The following is a 13,120-nucleotide window of genomic DNA, read 5'->3' on the forward strand; positions in this document are numbered from 1 at the left end:
TGAAACAGTCCTGATTAGAGTTTTCCAGTTGCTTCCGGTAAATCGCAGACGGAAGATTATTCAGGCGTTCATGGGGTTGTCCACTCCCCCCTTTTCTTTACGTGCTCAGCGGGTAGATACTAAATGATATTTTTCTAGTATCTAAGCCCAAATATTATTATTTTCCTGAAAGCCAAGGCCTACACGTGTTTGCGAGGAACCAAATTTATGTAGTAAATTAAGAGCATATTCATAACGAAGCTCAGCAATAGCAAAAGCCTGTAACGTTTTCATCACAAGTGGCTTACCTTCAACTGTAATATCTTCACGTACTCCTGCAAGTGATATTTTATAACCATCACCATAGCACCCTAATGCTCCGGCATAAAATGTATCCCAAGAAGGATTATCGCTGCCTAACCAGTATGCTTCGGGTATACCATCGACATTAAGATAAATATATTCATTACGATTCGCCTTTCCATTTGCAGTTTCCAACTTAACACTATCAAATTTCACGGCTTTAAAAACTAAATGAGACTCTCCAATGCGTGACTGCCACTGAGCAATTTTTTGCCCTGGTACTAGATCACATGCAGGGGTAATGCATACCCATATTTCCCCTTCAATATTCAATACGGTACCAGTTATAAGGTGATTATTACTGACAGGCATAGAACAAGAAAAAGCATTAAGATGACCTAAAGCCAAGTCTTTTTTACCTATGCATTCATCGAAGAATTTTTGAACAAATCTTTGGACATCAGCTTGGCAATCGATATTAGCAACACCCATAATTTTTTTAGAGAAATCACGAAGAACCAAACGTGAGGCTGTAGCCAGTTGCTCCCAGTGTAAATTAATCGCCTTATCATGTGCGGAGTCATTATCAGCATTTTGAAGTAGATTATATAACCAGCCAGCTTGAGCATATCGATTACTAATAATTCTTGATGCTTGCTCAATTCCGTTTTCGTTCAATTCATAGCGCATTTTTGCCATCAATAGGTGCATTGGTGACGCATTATGCTTAGTCAAAGCAGTACTAAGCGAACCTATGAGTTCATCCTCTGGATTCTCAGCACTCTTTCTGATAACAGAAATAAACATTTTACCTGTGCTAATAAAATTAGTATCTTCATCCCAATACCACTGCAAATCCAGTCGAGCATCGGCCTCGAAAGTCACTCCATTTGTTTTTAATATGTCAGAAAACCGCCATTTCATGAGATCACTACATGACAGTCCTGCTTCCTCGGCCACTTTATTTATATCTGTAATGAAAGCATTTAAGGGGTGTGTCGGCTTACGTGGGTTAATACACTTTTCAGGTTCTGGCGAAAAATAAATATCAAAAATAGTTCGTAACTTGATATCTGCGTTCATCCACTGATAGGCCCTACCATCTTCATTTGCATCCATCCACTCTTCCATATTATTAACAACCGTTTCAGATGGAAGAAGAGAATGAGAAGGCTCAATACGAATAAAATCTTTCAGAATTTCTACAAAAACAGTTTCGATCTCACCTACATACCCTTTTGTATGCACCAGTGTAAGATTATAGTGATTATTCTGGTCAAGGGATTGGAGAATCTTTCTAGCACGCATACCATTATCTACGTCCGCATCGCCATCGAGGTGATAGTCCAGAACAATCAAGTCGCTATGATGAATATGTGGTGGTATTTCCTCAGTTCCTCCAAAATTAGGAGTATGTCCATCAAAAACATCGATACTCCACTGATAACTGGCATGGCACATGCCAATAATTTTCTTGAGCCGCTCAATATTTGCACTATTCGTTTCAGCTACAGTTGCTATATTCTCGCCCAAAGGCCGATTTTGTAGGTCTATTAGCGATAAAAGTGTTGGATACTCATCATCAATAACCGTGACGTTACGAATCGGATTTATAAAAGCTTCCTTTATCAGATCAGGATAGGTCAGTGTCATTTCAGTCATTGGTTAATCCTTTAAAAGCAATCACAAAATTAGCACCACTAAGCACCTTAAAGTCATCTCTAGCTTCATAACGAATACTATGTCCGCCAGCCATCAGATTCTGTTTGCAAAGATAAAGCCCTACGCCCCTACCACCCTTTTGTTTACGTGTGAAGAACAACGTAAATAGACTGTCTAGATCATCGCTATCCACGCCAGGTCCATCATCACATATAAAAACTTCATTATTATCAAAGGTTAGGATAATCTCTCTTTTATTATCATCTCGCCGCTGCACCCAATATATTGAATTATTAATTATATTTATGAACACCGGATATATACGTGATTGCAAGTCCATAAGGGACATTTTTCTGAATGCAGGTGTACATGAAAGCTGAATACCTGCTGATACAAGTTGCTTTGAAAAATACCCAGCAATGTATTCTTCAATTCCTTCGCCTGTTATTCTCTGAATCTCTTTTTTTCCAGATAGTTTGAGTGGCGATAGAAAGTTAAGTTTATCCATTAAAGAACTATGACAATGTAAAGCTCTCTCAATATTTTTTTTGCTGAGATAGTGTTAATTCACCATCACTAATAACTTTCAAAGCGTGTGTCAGCTCCTGATCCAAACCATCAAGTTCATGTCCAATAATTTCAACCGTTATGCCAAGTTGGGCTAGTGAGTGCAACCGCGCTAACTCATCCCGATAACGGACAGTCTCGTTCATGCTATGAATGGCTAAACTTTCTAAGTCTATTTGTTCATTGATACGTTCAAGGGCTGTTACATACGGAGATAACTTCTGAGTATTTTCGATTTCTATTCTTTGTTGTTCTGCATCCAGCTTATCAAGCACGATCGGCAATGTAATATTAGCAAGCTTCAAGTCCTCAAGGCTTTCCTCCATAATAAGCTTATACTGCTCACGGCAGTGACGAATAAGTTCCTCCAGCTCAACCTGCTGTTTAAGGAGCATCTCTTTACCACGAGCAGCATAACGGGTAATTGCATTATTGATGCTTGAAAGCTTACTGCGATAGACTTCATATGCCTTTTCGTAGTCACTTTTTTGAGTGGAGTCTGCAATAGCTTTGTTTATCACATAAGTCAGATCTTTAATGATCTCTTTGCAGCGCAACTCCTCTTTCCTATAAGTACGGTATTCATCCTCCAAACGCCCTAAATTTGTAGGTAAAGGACTTAATGAATAACCTTGAACTGTTTCAGAGAAATCGTCAGTTGTTTTCTTAAGTGCATGAAGATCATCGATAGAGTCCAAGCTTAGTCTTCCTGAAAGACTTTCACTAAATTCAGACAACGTTGATACCAAAGAGGTGAGTGAACTTATATTACGCTTCATTGACGTACGTATACGTTTGCGCTCTTTGTTGAGTAGCTTATTTCTGTCTTCCTCAGCCTTTAATGACGCTTTCTTTTCTCTTATATCCTCAAGAGCATCTAGCCTACCTTTAGCATTACGTCCGAAATGCTTATCCGCAGAATCCAATAAAATCTTTTCTACAATTTCACGAAATAACTTCGATGCACGATTCTCAATGAAACCTTCCCGACCAGCCTTATCTTTTAAGTTTGGGTTATTCTCACGAGTAATAGCAATACGTCCAAACATCCGTCGACCAGACCAGAAGTATCGGCCTGCATTCTTAGAACGGCGTTCATCAATTGCAAAATAATCGCTATCAGCCCTTCCATATGGCATTACTCGTAACCCATCGCGATAAACTCTAAACCCCGAGTATTTCTCCGACTGTTCAATAAAATGTGCATGTTGAGAGGCGTTCAGCGAAGAACTATTAAAGTTCATCTCAAACGCACCTATACGCAAATGGAAGGGACCGAATGCACTATCTTTACGAGTCTTATATATCTGTTTTGGTTTTATTACATAATCTTCAATCCATTCTCCAAACACTTTAACCCTCCCCTTGAAATACCCCTCGCTATCAACTTGCCCTTCAATAACGTGTTCTATGTCTTCAAGGTTACGAAGATCAAACTCTCGCTCCTGACCGATTATTACCCGTGGAGCACTATTTACCCAACCTATAACTCTATAAGTAAAGTCATCTATCAGCGGTTCACCTTCTCGAGAAAAGGGATCTGTGAAATTCGAGAGTGTTTGGAAAAATCGTTCACGAGTACTTTTCTCCGTATCATCAGCTTGATTAAGTGGCGTGTTAGACAATTGGATGTAGAGATCATACTGTACATCAGCAATAAACATGGCAGTCCCATGTTGGGAATCACCCGACCATACTGACCATTTACTGAAGTGCTCATCTTTGAATACATCCTGAATCAGCGTATGTTCAATTTTTCCTGCGTCGTGCTTTCCAATCCATCTTCGATTTCCTGTTTGCTGAATGCACTCCAGGCATCAGCAATCCTCTTTGTCCGTTCTGGATCATCCGATTCTCCCCAGATGTTCCCCATCATTTGGTCGAACAGCAATGGAAGAGCTTCTGATAGGTCATTTTTATGGCTAAACTCTCTGACCGGTATTCTGACATCGCTCAGATACAAAAACGGATTTTCAAATAATCGCCAGTCTATAAGCGCCACAACAAAATCACTATTTTGACGTTTCGAAATTAGTAATAGAAGCGGGCCAAGTGCAGCAGAGGATAATCGTCCGATACCTTTTTGACCTTGCTTGGGGCGCTCAAGAAGACCATCACGGTCGGTTTCAGGGATCGAGAAACCATTAGTTTTAGATTCTGTACCGACTATCAACCATTTAGATTCAAATTCATCACGGTTCATACCGTGTCCATCATCCACAATGGCTGAGATATTCATCTCTCCATCAAAAATATGAAGGTTAACCTGTCGGGCATAGGCATCGTAAGCATTCTTCCACAGTTCCGATATAGCTGTCGGACAGTCAGCTATTTGTTCGCGTCCAAGGTGGTCAATCGTTCTTGCTCGAGTTTGAAACGTAACATGTTGAGTCATAATGTACATTCCTTATCACAATCAACTTCCCCAATACAGTTTTCAATCCTTGGGGAAGATTTCGTCAATAATAGTTGAATTATTGAAACCAGCAGTATCTCACCAAGCTTCACAGGAACCGCATTTCCAATTTGTTTCGCAACAGCCATTGACCCACCCTGAAAAACATAGTCATCAGGAAAAGTCTGTAATCGAGCCGCGTGCCTTAACGAAATACCCTGAGGTAACCAAGGGTGAACAAAACGGCCTTTCGATGGGTTATTGCACCCTGTCGTAACTGTATTTGAAGGTATATGAGGATAAATCCTTCCATATACGTCCAAATGTCCGCAGTAATTTTTATGACAATCTAACATTCTCCCTGATTCCGTTCTGTCACCAAGGAGAGGTGTGTTCTCAAAAAGAGCAATCATTTCTGCCGAATGCATCATGTGAACATTACCAGGATCATTGGATGCAATAGCCTCACCCCATACCAACTGACTGATACAATTTTCTGCCATTTCAACTGTAAAGTTAAATTTCTTAATCAACCTTTCTTTAAACTCAATCAACACTGATTGAGAGGGGCGTTCAAATACAGTAGAGGACTTCACCCAAGATATTGAGCCTGACTTAGTATGCGTTGCTTTTGGAGGCCATTCAAAACCATTGGTACATATATCCTTTCTGACTGCGAGTATGAAAGCACGCTTACGATTCTGTGGTACGCCATAGTCTCTGGCATTCAGAATAAAAGGTTTACCACCAATTATATGATAGTCATGCTCTCTTGTAAGAGAGATAAATTTATTCAAATATTCAGCATGGCGGGGCCAAAGTAGGCCTGGTACGTTTTCAACCAGAAAAACCTTCGGCCTAAGTTTTTTAACGAAGTCAAAATAGCGTATCAGAAGAGCATTTCTTGGATCATCTTTCCCTGCATCGTTAATACGATGCGTCGAAAAGCCTTGGCACGGAGGACCTCCTAGCAAAATATCAAGTTCACTCTGTTTGATACACTGGTACTTCATCAGGGAATCAATATCAACATCATTGATATCTTGTGAGAACACCTGAGTCTGCGCACCGAGCTTACCAACAAGGTTGCTGTAATATGTCTCAGAAGCCTGTTTATCGAGTTCAATTGCAGCCTGAACATCAATACCAGCCTTTAAGGCTGCAAGAGAAAGACCGCCCGCTCCTGCAAATAAATCAATTGCTTTCAGTTTATACATACTTATAATTTTAAAGTTGAGATTCTAACATTATACGTGACATTTGTGGCAAATGTCCCCCGCTGATGTGATCCTAACCAGAAATCCTGTACAAGCTCATCTTTTGCTTAACTTCTCTTTCGGCGTTTCCCACTTCAACAACCGTTCAATCGCCGTATCTTCAGACATGAACTGACGGGCTAGTTGCAGACGTTCCATGATCTGTATCTTCTGCTGCTCATCAAGCATTGCTGCGTCTAACTCTGCTTCGTGAAAAAACTGTTCCAGCTGTTTGTCTTCAGTCCACTGAACCATGATGGACTTCAGCTCAGTACGACTGGAGCTGTACGCTTCCTTTTCCCGAGCTATCCGCTCCTTTTCCAGATATATAGAATGTTCCCGCTCACGCTGAATGCGCCACTCATCGGCTTCAATTCTGGCCTTTTCTAACTGCGTTGAAATTAGCGGAACAGCCTCCTGCATAGCAGAAATCATTTTAGGGATCTGACTAATCAACCCACACTGCTTTGTCTGCCGGAACTGAAGTAACCATTTAGCGGAAGAATAAGGTGAGTAAAGCTGCAACAGGAATCGCCCTGTAGGCAAAGTATGTTTCGATACGTGACGAAAAAGCTCACTATTTCTTCCCCGCGTCCACCGTCCTATCTGTTCGTCACGTACATAGCGGTTTTTAACTTTTTTCGCTGGAACATACTCCGTCATTTCAGCAAGATTAAACGCAAAGCACATATCCTCAACATAAATAATACTTGGCTTATAAGGCCGCCATAAATTGTCCCAACGATATCCTTCCCCTTTCGGGTCTTCCTTAATATCAATATCCGCACGATGCAGCATTGCTACCGGCACATCCAGCGTAACACGGTACCCCTTTTTCCCCAGGGCATCAAAGAAGCGACTCAGAAACTCTATTGCACTATCAAATCCCGTATCAGAAACGTTGAGATCCAGTAATTTCTTTTTAGTAGGCTTGTAATAGCCATCTTCTGTAACCGGGGAGACTGGCAGATACGTTTTGAGATCATTTATCAATCCATAGCCATTCCCTGTAACAAGAACTTGCTTTCGGGTTACTAAAGGCGCTGGTTTTGGTACCACAATGCAGGGCGGTTGCACTGATGGGTTGTTATTCTTAAGAGTCTTTACCACCTTATCCTTTTTCAGAGCAGGCAGTGCCGGGATTGCCGGCGCAATCCCTTTCGCCAGAGCTTTCCAGTAACCGGCAAGCGGCCTGGGTATCCGCATTTCACTACATCGTTTCACCAGTAACTCAGTACTAATGCCATACAGCGCAGTTATACGCTCCGCAGGCTCGCGCCAGACCAAATGATAGAGAGTTTCCCGATCTTGGGGAAAGATATGTACAGAATCGTGTGAATTAATCTCTGACATTGCGTATCCCTTTTTTGGCTAACATAATCAGAAATCTTTGCCTGCTGCTTTTATTTCTTTCAGAGAATCATTAAATGGTTGCTCTTGAGAAAAAATAAAATTATTAAAATCATTAGCGGAGATCATATCCCCGGAGCAAATTTCTTCACTTGAATATGCATTATAAGAAACACCACATATCAGACATAGCAAAAATAATTTTCTCAAGACCAATATTCCTTGTAGTACAGTGAACTGTTAATGTATATGAATTATAGAGTGATAATCACTTGCTGTAATGCGCATTATTATGTAGTGCATTACTATACCATCCAACCGGGCTCTGCTTATATATCTCCCTGCATCCTACCTTAATTAATTCACCATCAACGACTATTTTACTGATACAATTCGCTATTAAATAAGAAAAATCAGGTGGTCACCCTGTGCTCTCAACCCGCTCCCGAGTAATCATCCATCTGAGCAGTTTTCTGATTGTGATATACAGCCTGACGCTGCTGTTGCCGATGCTGGTTGCGCTGGCCGCCGGGGAGCAGAGTTTTTTTGCATTCGCGACCAGTTTTCTGATTTTCTTTCCGGCAGGGATAGTTTGCTGGTATCGCAGTAAAACCACAGAATTACAATTGCAGACCCGCGATGGCTTTCTGGTCATTGCTGTGTTCTGGCTGTTATTTTCAATTATCAGTGCCATGCCGTTCTGGCTGGATGATCACCTTAATATGGCATTTGAAGATGCATTATTTGAAGGAATTTCCGGTATTACCACAACGGGTGCCTCTGTTTTTCATAATGTCACCGATTTGCCCCGCTCTGTTCTTTATTATCGTGCTCAGCTTAATTTTATCGGCGGATTGGGTGTTATTGTCCTCGCCGTCGCGATATTTCCCCTGCTCGGGATAGGCGGGATGCGGTTATATCAGTCTGAAATGGCCGGTCCCTTTAAAGATGAACGCTTAACACCGCGCCTGGCAAGCTCTGCCCGTAATTTATGGTTCACGTATTTATTGCTGGGTTTCCTCTGTATTGTCGCTTTTAAATTTGCCGGAATGTCGTGGTTTGATGCCTTATGTCACGGGTTATCAACCGTTTCTCTCGGTGGCTTTTCAACCTACAGTGAAAGTATCGGGTATTTTAACAGCTCTGCTATTGAGTTAGTTGCGGGAATATTTTCTTTATTATCTGCGGTGAATTTCACACTCTATTTTATGGCACTGGCAAAGCGAAGCCTGAAACCCCTTTTCAGCAGTACTGAGTTACGGTTCTATTTTGCCGTTGCTGCGTTTATTATCGGATTGGTATTTTTTGAAGTCTGGCGGGCAAATATGTACTCCTCAGCGGAAGAGTCTTTTGTTCATGCTTTTTTCCTGACCAGTTCAATGCTGACAGATAACGGATTAGCTACCGCTGATTATGCACAGTGGCCGTCTCATATTATTGTATTACTGCTGTTTGCCAGCTTTTTTGGTGGTTGTGTCGGTTCTACCTGTGGTGGTATTAAAGCTATCCGTTTTCTGATTTTATCCAAACAGAGCTGGCAGGAAGTCTATTCGCTTATCCACCCGAAAGCACAAACGCGGATTAAAATCGGCGATACCGTGATTCAGCACCGGTTAATCAATTCCGTTCTGAGCTTCTTTTTTCTCTATATTATCTGTACCTGTATTTTTATCTGGTGTCTCAATCTGATGGGATACGATTTAATGACCTCTTTTGCCAGTGTGGCCGCCTGTATTAATAATATGGGATTGGGATTCGGATTAACGGCTCCGGGTTTCGGTGAAATATCACCGGCAGCAAAATATCTGCTCTGTTTTGCTATGTTATTAGGCCGCCTGGAGATTTATACCCTGCTGGTGCTGTTTTCTGTCAGTTTCTGGCGTAACTGGCCGTAATGATATTTATTCTGTTTACCGCGCTGTTAGCCTGATCACTAAATATAATTTAGGTTTCATCCTATCCGTAATATTTGACCCGGATACAAGATATTAATGTTCACTGCTGTATATTTACTCTGTACTTAATAGGTTCTATTAGTCAGGAGATAACATCTCCGTAACGGAGTTACATAATGTCAACAAAACTCATCTTAATTATCGCTGGTATTATTATCGGTGCCTGTGCATTAATCCTCGGAATATACGGAAACCCACCCAATATGGGGGTTTGTGTTGCCTGTTTTATCCGTGACAGTGCCGGTAGTATGGGGTTACATAATACAGAAACCGTCCAATACCTCCGCCCTGAAATTTTCGGTTTTATTCTTGGCTCATTTGGTGCCGCTGTTATTTTTAAAGAATTTCAGTCTAAAGCGGGATCGGCACCCGTTATCCGTTTTACCTTAGGTTTTCTGATGATGGCCGGTTGCCTGGTTTTTTTAGGCTGTCCGCTGCGAATGATCCTGCGGATAGGTGCCGGGGATTTAAATGCCGTTGTCGGGTTATTTGGTCTTGTTGCCGGAATATGGGGAGGCAGTCTGTTCCTTAAAAAAGGGTTTTCATTACCGCGTAATTATCAGCAATCCGCAGCAGAAGGTCTGATCCTGCCGGCTATTTGTCTTGTTCTGTTCATTATGTTTATTGTTGACAGTACAATATTCAAATCCAGTGTAAAAGGTCCGGGGGCAAGCCACGCACCGGTCTGGATGGCCATTTTTGCCGGTCTTATTATCGGTGTGATTATCCAGCGTACCCGGTTTTGTTTTATTGGTATGGCGAAAAATATTTTTCTCTCGCGTAATTATAATATGGCTATCGGCGTTATTGCCCTGCTCATCATTATTATTGCCGGAAATGCCCTGACAGGAAAAATTAATATCGGATTTGAAAACCAGCCGATTGCACATACTGATGGCGTGTGGAATTTTCTGTCCATGATGCTTGTCGGCTTATGCGGTGTCTTTATTACCGGGTGTCCGCTGCGTCAGTTGGCGAATGCCGGTCAGGGTAATACAGACGCGGCGGTCAGTGTCCTCGGTATGCTGATCGGGGCTGCTTTTGCACATAATTTTTCTTATGCATCCAGCCCGGCAGGTGTTACCGGAAACGGTAAACTGATTGTTATTATTGGTTTATTATTAACGGTATCTATCGGTATTATCTATACCCGCATGGCCAATAAAAAAACAAGGGAAGAACAGAGTGTATAATTATTTGTTTTTATTCCATGCTCAGCATGGTGTAAAAAAACTTAAAAGCCAATTACACGCCAATGCCGTAGAATCCTCTGTGACAGATGCGCCCCGCAAGGTATCGACAGAATGTGAAACCGCGCTGATTGCCGGTTTTAATACTGAAAATGCCTATCTGGATTATACCGGTGAAGATATCAGGGAAATCTGGCGGGTATCCGGTTCGGATTATAAACAGGTCTGGATGGATAAAAACGCGTAACTGTATCGAATAAACAGAAAGGAGCAGTACATAGCTGCTCTTTTCTGATCAATTATCACAATATATACCCAACGTCATTCAAGATGCAGGAAGGCGGCAAGCTCCGATTGCCGGGGAGCATACACAAGTATGTGACTCGTCTGGCTTCATGCCGCCAACGAACCTGCAGTTTGAATGAATAAGGGTATATAAGAGGAAACAACATGTCGGCACCAGATACTACTCTTTATAAAATCACTACTCTTAATAAAATCACTGCCCTTTTAGATAAACACCACGCCCGTTATGAAATAATGAGCCATGATGCGCTCGGGTTTACCTCCGGTGAAGTCGCGCAAATGCGTGATGTAGAGCTGGGTCAATGCTCCAAGGCCGTTATTCTTAAAATAAAAGGTAATGGCGTAAAGAAAAATGTGCTGGCAGTACTGCCGGGTGATGAAAAAATTGATGGTGAAAAATTGACCGGTTTTTTCGGCGGAAAGAAAATGTCCTTCGCAACCGCCGATCAGGTGAAGGAATTAACAGATTGCGTGCCCGGCGCACTTGCGCCTTTTACCTTTAATCCGGATCTTGAATTGGTTATTGACCCGGTATTATTTGAGCGCTATTCCGAGATTGCCTTTAATGCCGGAACATTAACCGAAACCATCGTATTGAATGCAGAAGACTACCGGGCCATTGTGAAACCGCAGGAGCTTAGTTTTATTCTCTGATACTGCGCGTCTGGTTTAGCCGGTGTAAAAAAGAATATTATTCATTAATAATCAAACAATAATATAAAAATAATAATATAATGTTCTTTTATTACATCATCAGAGTGGTTCAACTGCACCGCAATGTGATTAATATCACATTATTATGAAATTCGAACTTTAATTACATTGCAAACAATCGGTTCAGCCTGTTTTTATTGTATTTAATAATCTTTACTTAAAATGTCAATAATTAATTCATTTCGGCATTAACATTGTCCCGCCGATTTTGTTATTAAATATGATTTATTTTGTTAATTAATGATTAAAGTGATAGTTTTATATGTAGTTTTATTACATTTAAATTCATTTGTAACATTTTTGCATCTTTAATTTAACCAATGGATATCATTTTCGGACATAGATCACATTTCTCGCACTCCCCCTCCTTTTCCTGCTGTCCCGCACCTATAGTCAGGTTTCATTTTGGTCTCCCTACAACACTCTCTGTATCTCTATAAAGGGTCATTACCGATGAAGAAAGCCTATTTTAAAATCGCGGCATTATCTGTTGCTCTCTTTTCTGCCAGTGTATTTGCAAAAGAATATGAAATCGTCAACGTTGTCAAAGTCTCCGGTATTCCATGGTTTAACCAGATGGATAAAGGGGTTCAGCAGGCAGCAAAAGATCTTGGCGTGAATGCCTATCAGGTTGGTCCTTCCACTCCGGATCCGGCTCAGCAGGTTAAAATCATCGAAGACCTGATCGCCAAAAAAGTGGATGCCATTACCGTGGTGCCTAATGACGTTACCGTTCTTGAGCCTGTCTTTAAGAAAGCCCGCGAACAGGGTATTGTCATCCTGACTCACGAAGCACCGGATGGCCATAACGCTGACTGGGATATCGAAACTATCGATAACGATGCCTACGCCAAAGCCACCATGGATGAACTGGCAAAAAATATGGGCGGCAAAGGCGGCTATGTGATTTATGTCGGCTCACTGACCGTTCCTCTGCATAATAACTGGGCTGATCTGGCTATCGAATACCAGAAAAAAACCTACCCGGAGATGTTCGAAGTCACCAGCCGTATGCCGGTCGCAGAGAGTATTGATGCCTCTTTTGCCGCGACAAATGACCTGATGAAAGCTCATCCTGAAATGAAAGGGATTGTCTCTTACGGTTCACTGGGTCTGATCGGTGCCGGTGAAGCTATCAAGAAAAAACGTGCTAAAAATAAAATCAGTACCGCAGGGATCCTGATGCCGGCGCAGGCTGCACCTTACCTGAAAGGCGGTGAAATCAAACGTGGTTTCCTGTGGAACCCGGCTGATGCGGGCTATGCCCTGGTCTCTGTCTCCAAAGATATGCTGGATGGCAAGAAAGTCACTGACGGCGTTGAAGTGAAAGGTCTGGGTAAAGCAGAAATCGATACCAAAAAGCAGGTAATTAAGTTTAATAAAATCCTGGAAGTTGACAGCAGCAACGCGACCTCACTCGGTTTCTGATTTTTTAGTCATTCT

12 protein-coding genes are annotated in these 13,120 nt (G+C 41.7%); 5 read left to right on the forward strand and 7 right to left on the reverse strand.

Features of this window, described 5'->3' with window-relative positions; all coding sequences use genetic code 11:
• Window positions 1–141: 141 nt before the first annotated feature.
• From AYY17_RS00970 to AYY17_RS21410, 7 genes are all read right to left on the reverse strand, one after another.
• Window positions 142–1,944 carry a response regulator receiver domain gene (locus tag AYY17_RS00970; RefSeq protein ID WP_067420554.1) on the reverse strand — a complete coding sequence of 601 codons (1,803 nt, stop codon included), beginning with the start codon at window positions 1,942–1,944 and terminating at the stop codon, window positions 142–144.
• On the reverse strand, window positions 1,937–2,452 hold the full coding sequence (locus AYY17_RS21995) for an ATP-binding protein (protein ID WP_235845230.1): 516 nt from the start codon (window positions 2,450–2,452) through the stop codon (window positions 1,937–1,939). The genes AYY17_RS00970 and AYY17_RS21995 overlap by 8 nt, the downstream gene beginning before the upstream one ends.
• Window positions 2,453–2,480: 28 nt before the next feature.
• Window positions 2,481–4,175 (reverse strand): histidine kinase, encoded by a 1,695-nt coding sequence (locus tag AYY17_RS22000; RefSeq protein WP_235845231.1) that lies wholly within the window; start codon window positions 4,173–4,175, stop codon window positions 2,481–2,483.
• A gap of 74 nt (window positions 4,176–4,249) precedes the next feature.
• On the reverse strand, window positions 4,250–4,906 hold the full coding sequence (locus AYY17_RS22005) for an ATP-binding protein (protein WP_235845232.1): 657 nt from the start codon (window positions 4,904–4,906) through the stop codon (window positions 4,250–4,252).
• Entirely contained in the window at window positions 4,903–6,114 is a 1,212-nt protein-coding gene (locus AYY17_RS00980; protein ID WP_067421278.1) for a DNA cytosine methyltransferase, read from the reverse strand. The genes AYY17_RS22005 and AYY17_RS00980 overlap by 4 nt, the downstream gene beginning before the upstream one ends.
• A gap of 105 nt (window positions 6,115–6,219) precedes the next feature.
• Complete coding sequence (locus AYY17_RS00985) at window positions 6,220–7,515, reverse strand: hypothetical protein (protein WP_067420556.1); 1,296 nt, start codon at window positions 7,513–7,515, stop codon at window positions 6,220–6,222.
• 27 nt (window positions 7,516–7,542) lie between these two features.
• The gene (locus tag AYY17_RS21410; protein ID WP_156656601.1) at window positions 7,543–7,722 is read right to left on the reverse strand and encodes a hypothetical protein; all 180 of its coding nucleotides are present in this window, start codon (window positions 7,720–7,722) and stop codon (window positions 7,543–7,545) included.
• 299 nt (window positions 7,723–8,021) lie between these two features.
• Here AYY17_RS21410 and AYY17_RS00990 point away from each other — a divergent pair, with 299 nt between their 5' ends.
• The 5 genes from AYY17_RS00990 to AYY17_RS01010 all read left to right on the forward strand — a co-directional run bounded on the left by AYY17_RS00990 (window position 8,022) and on the right by AYY17_RS01010 (window position 13,105).
• On the forward strand, window positions 8,022–9,407 hold the full coding sequence (locus AYY17_RS00990) for a TrkH family potassium uptake protein (protein ID WP_412779002.1): 1,386 nt from the start codon (window positions 8,022–8,024) through the stop codon (window positions 9,405–9,407).
• A gap of 176 nt (window positions 9,408–9,583) precedes the next feature.
• On the forward strand, window positions 9,584–10,660 hold the full coding sequence (gene yedE / locus AYY17_RS00995; protein WP_235845233.1) for a YedE family putative selenium transporter: 1,077 nt from the start codon (window positions 9,584–9,586) through the stop codon (window positions 10,658–10,660).
• Window positions 10,653–10,904, forward strand: a complete 252-nt coding sequence (locus tag AYY17_RS01000) for a hypothetical protein (RefSeq protein WP_067420560.1) — start codon at window positions 10,653–10,655, stop codon at window positions 10,902–10,904. Before yedE ends, AYY17_RS01000 begins: the two co-directional genes overlap by 8 nt.
• 203 nt (window positions 10,905–11,107) lie before the next feature.
• Window positions 11,108–11,617, forward strand: coding sequence for a YbaK/EbsC family protein (locus tag AYY17_RS01005; protein ID WP_067420562.1), 510 nt, complete (start codon window positions 11,108–11,110; stop codon window positions 11,615–11,617).
• Window positions 11,618–12,130: 513 nt separating this feature from the next.
• A complete protein-coding gene (locus AYY17_RS01010; RefSeq protein WP_067420564.1) occupies window positions 12,131–13,105 on the forward strand; it encodes a substrate-binding domain-containing protein in 975 nt (324 codons plus the stop codon).
• Window positions 13,106–13,120 lie beyond the last annotated feature (15 nt).

Source organism: Morganella psychrotolerans (genome assembly GCF_001676055.1).
GTDB lineage: Bacteria > Pseudomonadota > Gammaproteobacteria > Enterobacterales > Enterobacteriaceae > Morganella > Morganella psychrotolerans_B.